The sequence below is a fragment of the Acinetobacter sp. 18QD2AZ41W genome, from assembly GCF_009829025.1.
Taxonomy (GTDB): domain Bacteria; phylum Pseudomonadota; class Gammaproteobacteria; order Pseudomonadales; family Moraxellaceae; genus Acinetobacter; species Acinetobacter pseudolwoffii.
In genome coordinates this window covers 274724-292811 of sequence record NZ_WURP01000001.1, presented here as the reverse complement: position 1 = coordinate 292811, position 18088 = coordinate 274724, and the positions used below count along the sequence as shown (strand labels likewise).

The 18088-nt window shown below is 43.2% G+C and carries 22 protein-coding genes; 13 read left to right on the top strand and 9 right to left on the bottom strand.

Translation table 11 applies throughout. From position 1 onward, the window contains the following. The first annotated feature begins 124 nt into the window (after positions 1-124). On the top strand, positions 125-976 hold the full coding sequence (locus GVV58_RS01325; protein WP_100355033.1) for a 3'(2'),5'-bisphosphate nucleotidase CysQ: 852 nt from the start codon (positions 125-127) through the stop codon (positions 974-976). Between the two features lie 60 nt (positions 977-1036). After that, positions 1037-1771: a phosphoglycerate mutase family protein gene (locus tag GVV58_RS01320; protein WP_034608526.1), complete on the top strand. Its 735-nt coding sequence runs from the start codon at positions 1037-1039 to the stop codon at positions 1769-1771. 85 nt (positions 1772-1856) lie between these two features. Here GVV58_RS01320 and GVV58_RS01315 read toward each other — a convergent pair whose 3' ends face one another. Both GVV58_RS01315 and rpsT read right to left on the bottom strand, forming a co-directional pair. Then, entirely contained in the window at positions 1857-2297 is a 441-nt protein-coding gene (locus GVV58_RS01315; RefSeq protein WP_159515814.1) for a hypothetical protein, read from the bottom strand. Between the two features lie 201 nt (positions 2298-2498). Next, positions 2499-2765, bottom strand: coding sequence for a 30S ribosomal protein S20 (rpsT, locus tag GVV58_RS01310; protein ID WP_005171172.1), 267 nt, complete (start codon positions 2763-2765; stop codon positions 2499-2501). 214 nt (positions 2766-2979) lie between these two features. Between rpsT and GVV58_RS01305 the strand changes: the two genes are divergently transcribed. The 5 genes from GVV58_RS01305 to GVV58_RS01285 all read left to right on the top strand — a co-directional run bounded on the left by GVV58_RS01305 (position 2980) and on the right by GVV58_RS01285 (position 7884). Continuing rightward, positions 2980-3645, top strand: coding sequence for an NAD(P)H-binding protein (locus GVV58_RS01305; RefSeq protein ID WP_005171169.1), 666 nt, complete (start codon positions 2980-2982; stop codon positions 3643-3645). 11 nt (positions 3646-3656) lie between these two features. Beyond that, positions 3657-4166 (top strand): ribonuclease E activity regulator RraA, encoded by a 510-nt coding sequence (rraA, locus tag GVV58_RS01300; RefSeq protein WP_005171166.1) that lies wholly within the window; start codon positions 3657-3659, stop codon positions 4164-4166. Between the two features lie 109 nt (positions 4167-4275). After that, on the top strand, positions 4276-5058 hold the full coding sequence (locus GVV58_RS01295) for a glutathione S-transferase N-terminal domain-containing protein (protein WP_074382852.1): 783 nt from the start codon (positions 4276-4278) through the stop codon (positions 5056-5058). Between the two features lie 220 nt (positions 5059-5278). Continuing rightward, positions 5279-5962, top strand: a complete 684-nt coding sequence (locus GVV58_RS01290) for a response regulator transcription factor (protein ID WP_159515813.1) — start codon at positions 5279-5281, stop codon at positions 5960-5962. Next, entirely contained in the window at positions 5962-7884 is a 1923-nt protein-coding gene (locus GVV58_RS01285; protein WP_159515812.1) for an ATP-binding protein, read from the top strand. The genes GVV58_RS01290 and GVV58_RS01285 overlap by 1 nt, the downstream gene beginning before the upstream one ends. A 58-nt stretch (positions 7885-7942) precedes the next feature. Here GVV58_RS01285 and GVV58_RS01280 read toward each other — a convergent pair whose 3' ends face one another. From GVV58_RS01280 to GVV58_RS01270, 3 genes are read right to left on the bottom strand one after another with little or no spacing between them, the layout of a single operon-like run. Further along, entirely contained in the window at positions 7943-9112 is a 1170-nt protein-coding gene (locus GVV58_RS01280) for a cupin domain-containing protein (protein WP_159515811.1), read from the bottom strand. A 26-nt stretch (positions 9113-9138) separates the two neighbouring features. Next, the gene (locus GVV58_RS01275) at positions 9139-9732 is read right to left on the bottom strand and encodes a Maf family protein (RefSeq protein ID WP_005171155.1); all 594 of its coding nucleotides are present in this window, start codon (positions 9730-9732) and stop codon (positions 9139-9141) included. Continuing rightward, positions 9732-10115 carry a DUF2237 domain-containing protein gene (locus GVV58_RS01270; RefSeq protein WP_005096732.1) on the bottom strand — a complete coding sequence of 128 codons (384 nt, stop codon included), beginning with the start codon at positions 10113-10115 and terminating at the stop codon, positions 9732-9734. The genes GVV58_RS01275 and GVV58_RS01270 overlap by 1 nt, the downstream gene beginning before the upstream one ends. A 139-nt stretch (positions 10116-10254) precedes the next feature. Here GVV58_RS01270 and GVV58_RS01265 point away from each other — a divergent pair, with 139 nt between their 5' ends. The 4 genes from GVV58_RS01265 to GVV58_RS01250 all read left to right on the top strand — a co-directional run bounded on the left by GVV58_RS01265 (position 10255) and on the right by GVV58_RS01250 (position 13974). Further along, on the top strand, positions 10255-11442 hold the full coding sequence (locus GVV58_RS01265) for a phosphoglycerate kinase (protein ID WP_159515810.1): 1188 nt from the start codon (positions 10255-10257) through the stop codon (positions 11440-11442). A 153-nt stretch (positions 11443-11595) separates the two neighbouring features. Continuing rightward, positions 11596-11874, top strand: coding sequence for a hypothetical protein (locus tag GVV58_RS01260; RefSeq protein WP_005171152.1), 279 nt, complete (start codon positions 11596-11598; stop codon positions 11872-11874). Positions 11875-11993: 119 nt separating this feature from the next. Next, positions 11994-13034 (top strand): class II fructose-bisphosphate aldolase, encoded by a 1041-nt coding sequence (gene fba, locus GVV58_RS01255; RefSeq protein ID WP_100535006.1) that lies wholly within the window; start codon positions 11994-11996, stop codon positions 13032-13034. 85 nt (positions 13035-13119) lie between these two features. Next, positions 13120-13974: a DMT family transporter gene (locus tag GVV58_RS01250; RefSeq protein ID WP_159515809.1), complete on the top strand. Its 855-nt coding sequence runs from the start codon at positions 13120-13122 to the stop codon at positions 13972-13974. On the opposite strand, the gene GVV58_RS01245 is transcribed toward GVV58_RS01250, so the two are convergent. Further along, entirely contained in the window at positions 13937-14164 is a 228-nt protein-coding gene (locus GVV58_RS01245; protein ID WP_159515808.1) for a hypothetical protein, read from the bottom strand. The genes GVV58_RS01250 and GVV58_RS01245 overlap by 38 nt on opposite strands. Before the next feature lie 106 nt (positions 14165-14270). Beyond that, entirely contained in the window at positions 14271-14924 is a 654-nt protein-coding gene (nfsB, locus tag GVV58_RS01240) for an oxygen-insensitive NAD(P)H nitroreductase (RefSeq protein WP_159515807.1), read from the bottom strand. Between the two features lie 242 nt (positions 14925-15166). Between nfsB and hpaI the strand changes: the two genes are divergently transcribed. Together hpaI and GVV58_RS01230 are read left to right on the top strand one after the other, a co-directional pair. Then, positions 15167-15961, top strand: coding sequence for a 4-hydroxy-2-oxoheptanedioate aldolase (gene hpaI / locus GVV58_RS01235; protein ID WP_159515806.1), 795 nt, complete (start codon positions 15167-15169; stop codon positions 15959-15961). Positions 15962-16490: 529 nt separating this feature from the next. Beyond that, positions 16491-16709, top strand: coding sequence for a hypothetical protein (locus tag GVV58_RS01230; protein ID WP_005096740.1), 219 nt, complete (start codon positions 16491-16493; stop codon positions 16707-16709). Between the two features lie 30 nt (positions 16710-16739). Here GVV58_RS01230 and GVV58_RS01225 read toward each other — a convergent pair whose 3' ends face one another. After that, on the bottom strand, positions 16740-17459 hold the full coding sequence (locus tag GVV58_RS01225) for a UDP-2,3-diacylglucosamine diphosphatase (RefSeq protein WP_074382842.1): 720 nt from the start codon (positions 17457-17459) through the stop codon (positions 16740-16742). A 110-nt stretch (positions 17460-17569) separates the two neighbouring features. Continuing rightward, on the bottom strand, positions 17570-18079 hold the full coding sequence (locus tag GVV58_RS01220; protein ID WP_005171140.1) for a peptidylprolyl isomerase: 510 nt from the start codon (positions 18077-18079) through the stop codon (positions 17570-17572). Positions 18080-18088: the final 9 nt, after the last annotated feature.

Below are 18088 nucleotides of genomic sequence, written 5' to 3'. Positions count from 1 at the left end.
TAAATATTTATAAAATTAAATATTAAATAAAAAATATATCTAAATTAAAGGCTTATGTTCTTAACCATCCATATCGAAAATTATGGTAGGTTTTTCAGAGCATTTTGACATATTTAGGTTTTCTATGTTTAAAGCAATAGCAGCACCACAAGATCCGATGATTTTGCAGTTTGTGCCCATTTTGACACAAGCCTGTGAAATTTTGCGAGAAGAATATCAGCGTTATTGTTCTGGTGCGGCTTTTGATGTCATCCAAAAAAATGATAATTCTCCGGTAACTCAGGCAGACTTGAGGGTCAATACTTTTCTAACTCAGGCTTTGGCAGATATTTCAGACTTGCCTTTATTGTCAGAAGAAGGAAAAGAACATGAGCGTCGTTCATGGCCAGAATTCTGGTTATTAGATCCGCTAGACGGCACCAAGGAGTTTTTGCATCAGCGGCCTGAATTCACCATCAATTTGAGTTTGGTTCGTGGAAGTTTGACGACTTTTGCCATATTGGCAGTACCAGAACAGCAAATGATTTATTTCTGTGCAGAGCAGGGGCTACCTTATAAATATGACCTTCAGCGAGATACGTGGTTTGGCTATGAAGCAGCGCCAACAGACCAAAGAATTGCGATTGGTCTGAGTCAAAGTAGCCAGCAGAAACCGAAATATGTCGACTATTTACAGCATCTGGCCAAACTTACCGAATATACAGAGTTCAAAGCGGGCAGCGCCTACAAGTTTTGTATGATGCTGGAAGATCAGGTGGATATCTATCCACGTTTTCATCCGACTTCGGAATGGGACACCAGTGCTGGTCAATGTATGCTCGAACGGATTGGTGGTGGCTTGGTCGATTTAAAAGGGCGGCCATTTATTTATAATCATCGCGATACCTTGCTCAATGGCGGATTTATTGCTTATAAAAATAATAATATGAAAAATATTGCATTACAGGCGGTGGCTGACATGCAGGCTGAGCATTGAGCAAAATCCTGAGCATGGTATAGTGATGATTAACTCATTACCAATCCAGTTGGCTGTCACGTGTCCCTGAAACTGCTTCCACCGAGTATGTTAAGTGCAATTGATTTATTGCCTGATGTACAGACGCCTGTCACCTTATTCACACGCCATTCGGTTCGTGAAGATGTTCCGGGTCAAGGTCTGGCAGGTTATGACCTGCAATTGACTGGTCAGGGGCGGGATCTGGCACAGGAATGGGGCGCTTATCTGGCTGATCAGACAGATCGTGTAATTCATCACTGTATTTCGAGCCCGATCCAGCGCTGTATTGATACTGCTGCGCTCATGATTGAAGGTGCGGATGCGGTTACCCCTGAGCAGAATACCCATCGTATTGAAATTATCGAACAGGGATTGCTGGTCGAGCCGGGCAGTTTTGTGCTGGATATTCAAAAAGCCGGTCCTTATTTTGCCAAGCAGGGCGCTCTCGGTTTTGTGAACAGTTTTGTGAATAATGCCTTGCCGGGGATGAAACAGCCGATTCATGGTGTGGTGGATGTGCTGGAACTGATTTATAACACCCATCCGCAAAATAAGTATGGGCTGAGTCTGGCGGTCAGTCATGACACGATTCTGGCAGCGATGATTGCCGTAATGTCCGGGCGTCAGGACATCAGCCGAGAAGACTGGCCCAAAATGATGGAAGGTCTGTTTGTCTGGTTCGAGGGCGATGTTTTTCTGGAATCAAAACTGAAATGGATCTGGCGTGGTCAGGTACATGAGCTAGATATTGCTGATTTTAAGCGTTCCCAGTAATTTTAATTTAATAGGTCATTCATTTATCATATAAAAAGCCCAATCGCAGATATGATTGGGCTTTTTACATATAGGTCTGTTTTTTCTAAATGTTGGCTTTTAAGCGCTGAGGATAGGCATTGAGATTAAGCAGGTCACCTGTATCATTCAGCGGCCAAAGAGGACTATTGACTGGAACCTGTTGCTGATGAATGCGACTATATTTGTCGGCGGCGATCAGTGTTGCGATGTCATGTTCCGGAAGGCTGTAAGCTGCAACGACTTGTTGGGGATAGCGGGTGCGTATATAAAAATCTACTTCATTTTCACCCTTATATCGGGCAAAGATATATTCTACTGCGGGCAAATACACACCATAGCCTAACCAGGCATCTACGCCTTGAGATGCCTGAAGTTCAGCAGTGCCTTTCATATTGGAAATCACCCGGCCTAAAATGTCTTTTTCACCTTGGGTCTTAAAGTATTCAATATATTGCTGTTCGATTGCTAGAAACTTCTCTAAAGATGGTAAATATTTTGTAATCATGGTTTTTATTCCCTTCACAGCCAGCAAAATAGTGACAAGCTTAAAATTATAGTGATGTAAGCAATATGATTTAGAATACCATAATTTTTATATGGGATTGTATCAGAGTAAAAAATTGAAAATAAAAATGAGAAAAATACAGAATCAGTTTTTAGCAGACACAAAAAAAGCCCTAAAAAGGGCTTTTTTCATTGCAACAAATTAGTTAGCTAATGCTTTAACTTGTGCGTTCAAGCGGCTCTTGTGACGAGCTGCTTTGTTTTTATGGATGATGCCTTTGTCAGCCATGCGGTCGATTACTGGAACAAGCGTTTTGTACGCTTCAGTAGCAACAGCATAGTCATTAGTGCCGATAGCAGCTAATGTACGTTTAAGATAGGTACGAACCATAGAACGCAAGCTTGCGTTGTGTTTGCGTGCTTTAACGTTTTGACGAGCACGTTTTTTAGCTTGAGCAGAGTTTGCCACTCGTGCACTCCTTGAAATAGATTGGTCTGGGCGGGCTGAAACTCAACTGAAAACCATCATCAGAGGAATTATCACCAGCCCGTAAACAAGTGCCATATTTTGATTAAACTGAGCACCGAAGTCAAGTCTTGACATGCTTTGACAACATTTTAGATGCAGAAAAATTCTAAAGAAAACGTTAGATTAGTATTCTACCTAGGAGATCGTATAAAAAATGACTAAATCGCTGATTCATCCCATCGTCATAGGTGCCACCGGTTTGGTGGGAAAACAACTCTTAAAACGTCTGCAAGACGAGCCAACTTGCCAGCATATTACTGCAGTGGTCAGAAAATATCAAAATGATCTGGATAGTTTGGATAAAGTCCAGCAATTGGTACTTGAAGATTTTCTGATGCTGAATGATCAGGATGTCAGCGAGCACAGTCACGGTTTTAGCTGTTTGGGCAGTACCATGAAACAAGCCGGATCCAAGCAGGCCTTTTATAATATTGATTATACTATTAATGCCCATTTTGCTGAATTGCTGCAACAGACTTCAGCGCATTACTTGCTGTTGAGTGCGATGGGCGCCAACTCCCAGTCTCATTTTTATTATAATCAGGTTAAAGGCCAGCTAGAAGAATATGTACAGACCTTGAGTCTGGATAAAATCAGCCTGATTCGGCCTTCATTATTAATTGGCGAACGTCCCGAGCAGCGTTTTTTGGAGGATGCCGCACAGCAGGTTTATCATAAAATATCGCGTTTTATTCCGGATGGTTTTGCTTATAAGCCAGTGACAGCCGAGCAGGTAGCTCATACTATGGTCGAGGCCGCGCTGACTCAGACGGTAAAATTTGAAATTTATGATAATTTACGCATACAAAAAATGAAATGAGGGGAAACACCGTGTCTACAGCAGCATTTGTCACCTGTGACTTACTAGATGATCATCCGGAATTAGAGCTTCAAGTGGTGACGCCTTGTCTGGACGGTAAATTTTTTAAGAGTTATGGCGCCCGTAAAACCTTTGGCGGTCAGATTGTGACGGTGAAATGTTTTGAAGATAACTCCCGGGTGAAAGAGTTACTGGCCACAGATGGAACAGGCAAGGTACTGGTGGTCGATGGCGGTGCATCGATGCGCTGTGCCTTGATGGGTGACCTGATTGCGGAATCTGCGGTCAAAAATCACTGGAATGGTGTGATTATTTATGGTTGTGTGCGTGATGTCGATGCGATTGCTGAATTAGACCTTGGTGTACATGCATTGGCGGCTATTCCACAGAAGAGCAATCGCAAGGGCGTGGGTGAGGTGGATATCACCCTCTGTTTTGGTGGAGTCACGTTTAATGCTGGCGATTATGTCTATGCAGACAATAATGGCATTGTGGTCTCTAAAACAGCCTTAGTGGCTTAATTGGCCAAGTGCTACATTAAAGAATAACAACAAAACTGATCTATACCGCGAAAGACAGGATGCTTAGATTCTGTCTTTCAGTTGAATAAAACAAAAACAGGAAAATATTATGTTGGGTCATCAAATTAAAGTTGCACAAGCTTTGGCCTCTGCAGTCGCTCAAGGTGGACGTGGCATGGTCGGTACACCATTTCCGAATCAGCCTGAAAAAGCCTTAAAGCTCTATGAATATGAGGGTTCGCCATTTTGTCGCCGGGTGCGTGAAGTCATGACTTTGCTGAATCTGGATTATGAAGTCTATCCATGTCCACGGGGTGGTACTCATTTTCGTCCCGAAGTTCAGCAATTAGGCGGAAAACTCCAGTTTCCATTTCTGGTAGATGAAAATACGGGCGATCGACTTTATGAATCGCAAGATATTATTCATCATCTGTTCAAGCACTATGGCAAAACAGGCAAGACACCCAAAAAATATGCTCACTATCCCAAAATTCCGGTGGCTGCAATTGCTGGCACAGTCATCAACGGTTTACGCGGAGGAATGGTGAATCCCAAGATTAAGGATCGGCCAACACCTGAACAGTTACTAGAATTATGGGGTTTTGAGGCCAGTCCTTATACCCGGATCGTACGCGCCGTGTTGAGTGAGCTGGAAGTTCCCTTTATTTTTCACAATGTCGCCAAAGAACGCTGGCAGGATTATGGGCCAGCCAAGTTGCGCTTAAGACCGGGGAAATATGAACCACTACCAGGCGGGAAGCGTGAACATTTATTTGAAATGATGGGAAATAATATTCAGGTTCCTTATCTGGTCGATCCAAATACAGGCGTGAATATGTTTGAATCAGCTGAGATTGTAAAATATTTAAAACAGCAATACGGCGCCGCTTAAAATATTCAGCCTATTAAAACTCTAAAATTGTGCTTAAGAAATGCCATTCACTGCGTAGATGGCATTTTTTTATGCTGGTTTTAAGCAGACGGTATTTGGAATATCCCTATGAGGCTAGAAAGAAATAGCATAAAAATGAAATAAATCATGATTTTTAGAGTTTTTTTGGTTATATTTTACTCTTCAAGGTGACATAACAATAAATATAAGGGGCGTGCTTATGACAGCACTAGAGGCAGTCTTGCCAGTACCTGTATTAATCGTTGAAGATGAGTGTGTCATTCAACGACGTTTAAAAATTATATTAACCAATTTGGGCTATAGCGAAGATGTTCTGCTCTTTGCCAATAATCTTAAAGAAGCATATTTCATTTTAAAACAACAGCCGATTTCACTGGCATTGGTCGATTTGGGGCTGCCGGATGGAAGTGGGATTTCGATTATTGAAAAAATTCGCGAAAATGACGCACAAACTCTGATTTTGGTGGTTTCGGCCTGGAGTACGCAGAACAGTTTATTTACCGCAATTCAGGCGGGTGCCACCGGTTATGTATTAAAAGAACGCGATGATGTGGAGGTCACTTTGGCGATCCGCAGTATTTTACGGGGTGGCGCGCCAATTGATCCTTTTATTGCGCGGGAAATTCTCAAGCAGATTTCTATACCTGCCTCATCACCACCAGTCGAACGCAACCACTCGGATGCCGAGCAGGAAGTGCTGACCCATCGGGAAAAAGAAATTCTGTCACTGGTCGCACAAGGCCTGAGTAATCGAGAGATTGCCGAGCAACTTTGTGTGTCACGTTATACCGTGGAAAGTCATATCAAGCATATTTACCGGAAACTGTCCGTTAGTCGGCGTACCAAGGCAGTCAGTACCGCACGGCATTTAGGAATTCTGTGATGCATCCAGCTCGTTCTGGAAGCAGGCAGCGACAGAGATTGCAATGGATCGGTATTTTGCTCTTTTGCTGCTGGCTGTGTCTGTTAAGTGGTATGAGTCAGGCGCAAGACCATTTTCAGGTCAATGATCTCTGTGACGTGAAGATTGACTACATTCAAAAGGTTCAGGTGCAGAATCCTAGCCAGATGCCTGCATCCGGCTGGCAAAGTGTCAGTTTGCCGGATAACTGGCAGCGTAACTGGAAAGATTATCATGGTGGGGCCTGGTATAAAATTGTTTGGAACTGGTCATGCCAAGACAATATTCGTCTTGCAGAACCGATTGCCTTTTCCATTGATTATATTAATTCGGCCGGCGCCGTGTTCCTGAATGGTGATTTACTCTGGTCAGATCAACACCTGCAAGAGCCATTGTCAAAAAGTTGGAATATGCCGCGTTACTGGATTTTGCCCATCAGTGGCTTAAACAAGGGCAGTAATGAAATTCTGGTTTATGTACAGGGTTACAGTTTTCAGAACGCCGGACTGGGTAAAATTGAATTTAATAATGTGCTGGTCAATAGCCAGAAGCATTTAGGCGAAATCTGGGATCGTCGCACGCTGTTTCAGATGAATATGATTTTCTCTGCAATGATTGGGATCATCTGCTTCATTGTCTGGCAATTTCGACGTTCAGAAACCACCTTTGGCTGGCTGGCACTCAGTTCATTCCTATGGATTCTGTTTATTTCCAATGTGCTGACCACAGAAAGCTTTCCATTTCGCTCCAGCATCGCGGCCAGCAAAGCCAATATGCTTTGTTTTATTGCCTATATCCACTGTTTTAGTCTGTATTTGATCCGCTTTTTAAAACAGAGATTTAAGTATGTGGAGCGGGGATTTATCCTGATCACGCTTTTATTTGCTCTGCTGATTGTGATGAGTTCCTTGGATTATCTGGGGCAGATACTGGGTACAGCATTTATTTTCTATGTAGGATTATTTATAAGCTGTATTATTTATGTGAGCTATCAGGCACTGAAAACCCGCAATGGGGAATATCTTTTCCTGATGCTGTGTCTGTGGGGGATTTTGTTATGTGTAATCGTAGATCTGATCATTTTAAGTCAAACGGCAATTAGTGATTTTTCACCTTTATCACCCTATACCTCACCAATTATTACCCTGTTTGTGGTACTGATTATGGCCACGCGGTTGAATCGTAATGTCAGGAAAATCGAAAAATTTAATAGCCAGCTAGAACGTAAAGTCCAGCAGGTCGGCGCTGATCTGAATAAAAGCCTGAACGATAAACATCAACTGGAGCTGGATAATGTCCGCTTACAGGAGCGGATTAACTTATCGCATGAACTGCATGACGGGCTAGGAGGCTCGATTGTGCGCTCTATGATTCTGGTCGATCAGAGTACTGACAGCATTCCCAACCGACAGTTTCTTTCCATGCTGAAATTGCTCAGAGATGATCTCAGACAAATCATTGATAGTGGTTCGTCTATCGAAAATAAAGTACCGGAAACCCCACTACTCTGGATTGCCCCGGTACGTTATCGTTTTACCCAGTTGCTGGAAGAGATAAATATTGAGGTTGAATGGTTATTTCCAAAAGTCTGGCAGCGTGAACCGACCGCATTGCAATGTTTGACCCTGATTCGGGTGGTCGAAGAAAGTCTGACCAATATCATTAAGCACAGTCAGGCCAGTCAGGCGAAAGTCAGTCTGGAATATTTTCTGCCACATCAACTCACCTTAAGTATTCAGGACAATGGCGTTGGGTTTGATGCTGAAATAGTGCAAAAAAATGGTCTGAGTATTGGGATGCGCAGCATGAAAATGCGGGTCGAACGTATGGGAGGCGTGTTTCAGATTGAGTCTGAGAAAGGGCATACAGTGATTCAGGTCGTATTGGAGCTCTATCAACCCTAATCTTTGCAAATAAAAAGAGGATTATTTAATCCTCTTTTTATTTGGCTTTAGCTTAGAATTAGTCTTGTTCTGCTGGCGGAACCAGCATCAGTACCGCATCATTTAATAATGCCGCGACATCTTCCAGAATATCTTCATCAGCGAAGTTTTCATCCAGCAATATGATTTCACCGTCTGCAAGCTGCTTGAGTTTTGTGGTAAATGCCTCAGAGATCTCAATCCCTTCAGCATTGGCCCAGAACAGAACATCGCCGTCTGCTTCAGTGTAGAGCAAGCGTGAAGCCGGTTCGAGCATCAGGCTATAACCCTGATCCAGTGCTTCTTCCAGATCACCTGTGCCGATTTCTTCCGCTTCCGGAAGGTTCTCTGGATATTTGGGTTCTGACATTAAAGTCATAATGGCATCTTCTAAAACATTCGAATTATGCAGTTGCTGCATGATCTGTTCTTTTAGATATTCCAGCTCATTGCCGCTGACTTCACCAATGGCTCCGACTTGGTCACGAATAATATCAACCAGCGGATTGCGTAAACTTTCATTCTCAGAAAATTTATCACCGACACGATCCATCATATCGCTCACATTTGGCATACGGAAGCCAAAGGAAAAGGTTAGACAATCATCTTCTGCAACGCCGTAATGCGCCAAACCAGGTGGCACATACAGCAAGTCGCCAGGTGCCAGAACTTCGTCAAAATTCACCTCAATTTCAGGCAATAATTTCAGTGGCTGACCCGGAACCAATGCAGTTTCGGCATCACACATTTGTCCGAGCTGCCAGCGACGATGCCCGTAGCCTTGTACCAGAAAGACATCGTAAAAATCAAAGTGCTTTCCTACAGAGCCGCCTTGAGGTGCATAAGACACCATGATGTCATCGCGGCGCCACTGTGGAATAAACGGGAACTTTTTCCACATTTCCGACAGGTCAAATGAATAATGATCTACCGCCTGAACCAAAAGTGTCCAGAGCTTGGGCATTTTCTGAAAATCAGCTTTAAGTAAAGGCGAAGATTTCACGCTCCACTGATTCGGATCACGGTCTTTTTGCTTGATTAAACGCGCAGTGACGTGTTCTTCAAGCGCAAGTTCCATCACGTCGTCAGGTTCAAGCAGATTGGCAATTTCAGGCATCGCATTACGCACCAGTAACGGTTTTTTTTGCCAGTATTCACTCAAAAATTGTTCAGCGGTGATTCCGCCTAAAACGTCTAAAGATTGAGACATAGATTACAGCCTGAATTAAGGGGAGATTAAGGAACTAAAATTTTCAATTCACGAAGAATGTGACACAGCTTGATCATCGGCATGCCCATCAAAGTGGTCTGGTCTTGCCCGATCATTTCTTCAAACAGGCTGATGCCGAGGCTTTCACATTTGAAACTGCCGGCACAATGCAGTGGCTGTTCAATCGTGACATAGCGTTCAATTTCGGCTTTGGACAGTTTACGGAACTTGACTTTATAGTGCTCGACCAGCGTTCGTTCATAACCAGTAGCCTGCTGTTGCACACTGAGTGCAGTACTGAAATAGACAATCTTGTCCGAATTGGCCTGTAACTGGCGAATGGCTTTTTCAGGGGTTAAAGGTTTGCCAATAAAAATATCTGGTGCGCCTTCACGCCATGCCACCTGATCCGAACCAATCACAATCGCTTCAGGATTTTTCTCAGCAATATATTTGGCTTTCTCAAAAGCCAGACGCTTGGCCAAATCATCTGCGTGATTTTCACCGCGAGGAGATTCATCGATATCCGGTACTAGAGAAATATAATCAATATGCAGGCGATCCATCAACTCTTTACGGGTTTGGCTGGAGGATGCCAAAATAATCTGTACAGCATTCATTAGACAGCATATTCCTCAAGAATATTTAAAGGTACATAAGACAGCACCGCTTTATGGCAGGCTTGCAGCTTGATCGGGGGCGCTTGACCTGCTTCATAGGCTTCGACCCAGCGTGTCACGCAGAGGCACCAGAAATCACCGGGTTGCAGGCCAGGGAAGTCCAGCTCTGGCAAAGGTGTGATCAGGTCATTGCCCACTTTTTGCGAGAAATTGAGAAATTCCGACGTCATCTGCGCGCATACCGTATGCTGCCCCAGATCAGTGGTCGCAGTATGGCAAAAGCCATTGCGGAAATAACCGGTAATCGGATCGAAGCAGCAGCTTGATAAAGGCTCACCTAACACATTCAAACGGTTAAGATTTGGATCAGGATGTATCGACATAGGCACTGAATCTAAAAGAAGCTTTTTTCTATCATAACAAAACTTTGGCATTCAGAATGTTTTCTGCAAAAGATGCTAACCTTTTTCTGCATAATCATTTAAAATCGGCTGGTTTTAATATCTATAAAGTGAGCTCTACATGAACTTTCAGCGTATGACTGACCTCGATTTAGCAGGTAAACGTGTTCTGATCCGTGAAGATTTAAACGTTCCTGTTAAAAATGGTGTGATCACCAGCGATGCGCGTCTTCGTGCAGCATTGCCAACCATTCAAGCAGCAGTTGAAAAAGGCGCTGCAGTGATGGTGTATTCTCACCTTGGTCGTCCGGTTGAAGGTGAGCCTAAAGCTGAACAATCGCTTGCACCTGTAGCGGCTTACTTGACTGAAGCTTTGGGTCAAGACGTAAAATTATTTACCGACTACCTAGATGGCGTTGAGGTTCAGCCGGGTCAAGTTGTGTTACTTGAGAACTGCCGTTTTAACGTTGGTGAGAAGAAAAACAATCCTGAACTTGCTGCAAAATATGCAGCGCTGTGTGATGTATTCGTGATGGATGCATTCGGTACAGCGCACCGTGCAGAAGCATCGACTGAAGGCGTAGCGCGTCTTGCTAAAGTTGCATCAGCAGGTCCTTTATTGGCAGCTGAACTTGATGCACTAGGCCGTGCACTTAAGACACCTGAAAAGCCAATGGTGGCAATTGTTGCGGGTTCTAAAGTATCGACTAAACTTGATGTGTTGACTTCACTGTCTGACATCTGCGATCAATTGATCGTGGGTGGTGGTATTGCCAATACTTTCCTTGCTGCGGCAGGCTATAACGTTGGTAAGTCACTGTGTGAAAAAGATCTGATCGATACTGCAAAAGCCATTGCTGCAAAAGTATCAGTGCCACTTCCAACTGACGTTGTGGTTGCCGATGCTTCTGAAATCAACTTTGAAGATTTCCTGGGTTCATTGGCTGCTGCGAAAGCAACTGTGAAAAATGTTGCCGATGTTGCTGATAACGACATGATTCTGGATGTGGGTCCAGAAACTGCAAAAGCATTTGCAGAAATCCTGAAAACCTCTAAAACCATTCTCTGGAATGGCCCGGTGGGTGTGTTTGAAGTCGATCAATTCGGTGAAGGTACCAAAACTTTATCTTTAGCGATTGCTGAATCTGCCGGTTTCTCGATCGCGGGTGGTGGTGACACATTGGCTGCAATCGACAAGTACGAAGTAGCAGATAAAATTGGCTATATTTCTACGGGTGGTGGTGCATTCCTCGAATTCGTTGAAGGTAAAACCCTTCCTGCAGTTGCGGTACTCTTAGAACGTGCTTGATTGCATGTCCTAAGCTAAAAAGCTGGCCAAGTGCCAGCTTTTTTATGTCATTTTTTTGACAATGAAAACTTACCCTTCATGGCTTCGTCATGAAAATGCAATAAATCTGTCATAAGATGCAGTCATTAAATCACCAAATGATGAGATCACGTGATGAAAAAACAGTTAACTTTGGCAGCTTTATTCGCTGCATCATTGGCATTGACTGCATGTGCGAAACAGGAAAATGCACCGGTCGCTGAAACAGAAAGCTCGGCAGCAGTGGCCAATGAGACTATAACGCCAGAACAGCAAGCAGCGATTGATGCCATTGACCAGCCAGTTTTAGATGAAAAAAATACCGATATTCCAGCTGAAATTGCCAATGCGCCAGCAGATGAAGCAACTGCAGACCAGTCAGTTACAGCGACTTCTGAGCCTGTAGCACCTTAATCCAGTGCATGTGAGACAAAATCCCTGCAAAAGCAGGGATTTTTTTTAAATAGTGTTATTTGTTGCTGAATTGAAACCTTTGAACATGTAGAATATGTGGCATTCACTGGGAGGATATTATGGCTCTTATTTCATTGCGCCAGCTCTTGGATCACGCCGGCGAACATGCTTACGGCGTACCAGCATTTAACGTAAACAACTTAGAACAAATGCGTGCAATTATGCTTGCAGCAGATGCAACCAATTCACCTGTTATCGTACAAGCATCTGCGGGTGCGCGTAAATATGCAGGCGCTCCGTTCTTGCGTCACCTGATTTTGGCTGCAATTGAAGAATGGCCACATATTCCAGTGGTAATGCACCAAGACCACGGAACCAGCCCTGACATTTGCCAACGTTCAATCCAGCTCGGCTTTTCATCAGTGATGATGGACGGCTCGCTTGGTGAAGATGGCAAAACCCCAACTTCATACGAATACAACGTTGATGTGACTCGTCGTACGGTTCAAATGGCACATGCATGTGGCGTTTCTGTAGAAGGTGAGATCGGTTGTTTGGGTAGCCTTGAAACAGGTATGGCGGGTGAAGAAGATGGCGTGGGCGCAGAAGGCGTACTCGATCATTCTCAACTTCTGACTTCAGTTGAAGAAGCACGTAGTTTCGTTGCAGATACCAATGTGGATGCGCTGGCGATTGCTGTAGGTACTTCACACGGTGCGTACAAATTTACGCGTCCACCTACAGGCGATATTCTGGCGATTGACCGCATTAAAGAAATTCATGCGGCACTTCCAAATACGCATTTGGTTATGCACGGTTCAAGCTCTGTGCCACAAGAGTGGTTGGCAGTAATTAACCAGTATGGCGGCGACATCAAGGAAACTTATGGCGTTCCGGTTGAGCAGCTGGTTGAAGCGATCAAACACGGTGTACGCAAAATCAACATCGATACTGACTTGCGTTTAGCGTCTACTGGTGCAATGCGTCGTATGATGGCTGAAAAGCCAAGCGAATTCGATCCACGTAAATTCTTCAGCGCAACAGTTGATGCCATGAAGCAAATCTGTGTAGACCGTTATGAAGCATTTGGTACTGCGGGTAATGCAGACAAGATTCGCCCAATTTCTTTAGAGAAAATGGTGTCGTACTATAATAAATAATTCCCAGTGAATCATTTATAGAAAAAGCCCACAGCGAATGTGGGCTTTTTTGTAGACTGATAAAGAGCAAGAATAAGAGCAGCATATGGAACTGATTTTCGCAGCAGCGCTGTGTAGCGTTGTGGTCTCAATATTATTAAAAGTCGCCAAAAACAGAGGGCTGAGTCCGATCTACATGATTAGCTGGAATTATGCCACCGCCAGCTTGTTGTGCTTTTTCTGGTTCAAGCCGGATATCCAGCATATTTCACCAAGCCAGACACCATGGTTCCTCATTCTGGCATTAGGTATTTTACTTCCAAGTGTATTCCTGTTTCTGGCTAAAGCCTTGGAAACCGCTGGAATTTTAAAAACAGAAATCGCCCAGCGACTTTCTGTAGTCTTGTCACTGGCTGCGGCCTATTTTATTTTTCAGGAACAGTTTAATCAGCTGAAAATACTCGGGATCGCTTTAGGTATTGGCGCAGTGCTGTGCATCCTGTTTTCACATCGACAGAGTACAGGACAGGGCAGTCAGGGCATGTTGTATCTGGGCTTGGTCTGGGTCGGTTATGCATTGATTGATGTATTGTTGAAATATACGACCAGTCTAGGTTTGCAATTCGCCGTGGCGCTGAATCTGATGTTTGTTTGTGCCCTGATCATTTCGATGGGCTATCTGTTAATCAAATATAAAAGCTTGGGCTCGATGCAGAATATCGGCGCTGGTCTGTTATTGGGTTTCCTGAATTTTGCCAATATTGCTTTCTATGTCAAAGCCCATATGCTGCTTAAGGATTCACCTGCGATCGTCTTTGCTGGCATGAATATTCTGGTGGTGGTATTTGGTGTGATAGCAGGTCTGGTATTCTTTAAAGAACGGCTCAAACCTGCAAGTACTCTAGGATTACTGCTAGGCTTGACTAGTGTGATTTGCCTAGCTTATGCAATGTCTGCTTGACATAAGAGGATGCAAATTCAATCGGATGTCGGAGCAGGTCACCTGCTTCGGCCAGTCCAAGCAATAAACCGGCCTGTTGGCAGTCTGGACAGTGCGGATAACGATGCTGTTGCTCTTTATAGTGCTGGAGATAAATTTTATCGCAATGATGGCATTCAAATTTCAGGGATTTGGATGTAAGGAGCGACATAGATGACCTCTATTGTTATTCTATTAGATGTAAATTAAATAAAGCAAAAAATAGGCCCGAATTGATATGGAAAGGGGCACTTGGCCCCTTTTATAACATAATTTAATTACAGTTTGGTGAAAATATCTTCGGCAGGTAGGCGTGATTTAGGTAGCTTGGCATTGAAGTCATTTTCACTGCGATAACCCAAAGTCAGCAAGACAGAGGGAATTAAACCCTGTTCTGCGAGTTGTAATTCTTCACTAATTATCTCTTCATCAAAGCCGCCAATTGGTGTGGCATCGACACCTTCAATTCCGGCAGCCAACAGCATCTGACCGAGCGCAATAAAGGTCTGATTTTCAGCCCAGCGCTGAATATCACCTTTTTCATTACGATAATAATGAATATAGCCTGCACGGGTGTTTTTCTGGCCTTCTTTGGCCGACTCATCTTTAAAACGCCCGCTGAGATCATCGCGATTCAGTAAGTTTTCCAGATGCAGCTCATTAATATCGGCTTTGGTGCAAAATAAAATAGTATGTGAAGAATCCAGAACTTTGGGTGCATTGTAGGCATAAGTACCGATCAAAGCTTTGGCAATGCGCTGTTTGGCTGCCTCATGATCGGCAATAAAAAAATGCCAAGGCTGAATATTGATCGAAGAAGGTGCAAAACGCAAAACTTCTAATAAACGTTCAAACTGGGCTGCCGGGATTTTCTTGCTAGGATCATAGGCTTTGGTGGCATAGCGGGTCTGTGTGATCTTGAGTAAATCCATCAATGGACTCCAATTTTTTAAATAAAATGAGGGTAGATGCTCTGGATCTATAAAATTTTCAGATCTGGAGATTATTACAATAAAACAGCATCAGGCAAAGTCTGTTGTTTAATGATCTTGATATAGATTCAAGCAAAACTTAGTGTTGAATCAGATGAAAACCCGGTTTTTGTCTATTGGCATTTTTTAGCAAGAAGCGTGGAAGAGTAAGTATCGCCAGTAACATGCAAATAGGTCCGTAAATGCAATTTACCAATTATTTTAAACACAAACTTAAAACCCAGCAGCAAATCGGGTTGTGGATTGGGCTGGCAGATGCCTATGGTACCGAGATTGCAGCAAATGCCGGCTATGACTGGTTACTGATTGATGGTGAGCATGCTCCCAGCGATTTGAGAATCACATTGTCGCAACTGCAAAGTATTGCCGCTTATCCGTCGCAAGCGGTGGTACGACCTCCGGTTGGCAGTGTACAGCTGATCAAGCAGCTGCTCGATATCGGTGCGCAGACTTTATTGATTCCGATGGTCGAAACAGTGGAACAGGCGGAACTGATGGTTAAGGCAGTGCGTTATCCACCGGAAGGGATTCGTGGCGTTGGTGCTGCGCTGGCACGTGCCACGCGCTGGAACAGCATTCCGAATTATTATCAGACTGCGCATGAAGAAATCTGTTTGCTGATCCAGATTGAGTCGGTTACCGGATTGGAAAATCTGGATGCTATTCTTCAGATTGATGGAATTGACGGGGTATTTATTGGCGCCGTAGACCTGTCTGCTACCATGGGCTATCAGGGTGATCCAAATCATCCAGAGGTGCAAGCCGCGGTTGTGGATGCAATTCAGCGGATTCGTGTTGCAGGTAAAGCCGCTGGTATTCTGTCAACTCAGCATGAAGTCACACAAAAGTATCTGGAACTTGGCACTGAATTTGTTGCAGTAGGCGTTGATACCAGCGTTCTGATGAATTCATTGCGGGATTTGTTGGGAAAATATAAAACAGATATAAATGTAATTAAAACAAATACGGGATATTAATCATTTATCAGGTCTGAATGAATGGATTAGATAAGATTCTGAATGATTTTTAATCAGAACTTGTCTGCAATGATCTATTCATTCAAATCTAACAAGATGATTGTCTGTTTTTTGGCCTAACATAAGGCGTAATATGCTTCTTTCCTGAATGATGAGAAGAGCAGAACTGGACTTTTGATGTCTGCTATCTGTTTTAATGGCCTTGTAGCAGCTGTGAATCATTTATAAAAGTGATATCTATCAAAGACAATTACCTTCATAAAATTTCTGCACAATCATTGTTTTAAAAATCAGGCAGGCATTATTTGTAATGACAATGTATGTTTGCTTTCTATTAAATAAGCATGTATACTTATAGATACTTCGAGCGGGTATAGTTCCCGCTTTTATTATTTCTAGCTAATTGTGATTCACTTTTGGTTCAAGCTTGAGCTTGAATAACATCTAGTAACTACAGAATTATTATACAAATTTGGTTTTCTTAATCTCTTTGTACAGTCACAAAAAGCTCATTTTATGAGTAAATATTTTGAATATATTAAATGAATGGCATACCGCTACAGCCGTAAATGGTGGCGAAATTAATGTTAAACTGGTTCCTTTAAAGCGTAAGCAAAATACTCAGGATGGTTTTATCTGGGTAGAAGTTGGAAAAATGATCCAGCTACAAACAGGTGAAGAAATTCTGTTTAACCTTGATGGTAAAAGTTTCTATACCGGTGTGAATAAGCTTTATCGTCTGTGCTAAGCAAACACATATCTTAAAAAAAGTGGCCGATTAATATCGCCACTTTTTTAGTTTTAGGGTCTCGAAATCTTGGTTTTCCTGAATTTCCAGTATCTCGGCACTGTCTTCCTTCCAGTCACCCAGTACGATTCTTTTTTTCTGACCTAGCGGATGAATGGCTGCGCGATGCGTATGGCCATGGATCAATACGTCAACGTCTTGTAATGCCAGCTCAACGGCCTGATCATTAACATCCATCACTTCATAGCTTTTAAACTGCTGCGCCTGATGACTTTGCTGACGAAAGCCATTGGCTAATTTTTTACGGAAAGACAGCGGTGTACGCTTTAATAAGCCTAGCAGAAGTGGATGCCGGATAATCTTTTTAAAGCGCTGATAAGCGATGTCATCGGTACACAGTGCATCACCATGTTCCAGGCGAAAACGTGTTCTTGCAATGTTCAGTTGGTCTATCTCAGGAAGCAGCTTTCCGCCAAATTGAGCTAAAAACTTGCTGCCGAGAACAAAATCCCGGTTGCCTGCCTGAAAATATACCTGATTGCCAGCCTGAATAAACTGTTTTAAGGCAGTGATAATTTCGTCCAGCCATGGGGCTGTATAGTCATCACCGATCCAGGCATTGAACCAGTCACCCAAAATATACAATCGGGTATTTTGATCTTGATATTCGGTCAATAAATCTAAAAACCCCCGAACAAGTCGAGGGTGATCAGGTGACAAATGTAAATCTGAGATAAACAGATAGGTCACGAATCTTTTCCTTTTATTCCTCTCTAGATCCCTCATTTATATGAGGGATTTTCCATTACACTGTTTTAAAGCATCGCTTTAAAACTCATAAAGAACGGAGAGGACGTTTTTTATTCAGAAATGATTTTTGCAGACTCAATAACTACATTTTCTAGTGGAACATCAGCGTGGTAGCCACGGTTGCCAGTACGAACGCCTTTAATTTCGTTGACAATGTCCATGCCGTCAGTCACTTTACCAAATACTGCATAACCCCAACCTTGTGCTGTTTTACCAGAATGGTTAAGGAATGCGTTGTTGCCAACGTTAATGAAGAATTGAGCAGATGCAGAATGTGGAGCTTGCGTACGCGCCATGGCAATTGTGCCCAAATCGTTAGTTAAGCCATTGTCTGCTTCATTTTCGATTGCATCACGGGTCGCTTTTTCTTTGAAGTTTTCATCCATACCACCACCCTGGATCATGAAACCATCAATCACACGGTGGAAAATTACGCCGTCATAAAAACCGTCACGCACATATTCTAAAAAGTTAGCTACTGTTTTAGGTGCTTTTTCAGCATTGAGTTCAAGAACAATACGACCTTTATTGGTGTTTAATTCGACTTGAGGAAAACTCATTGTGTAATC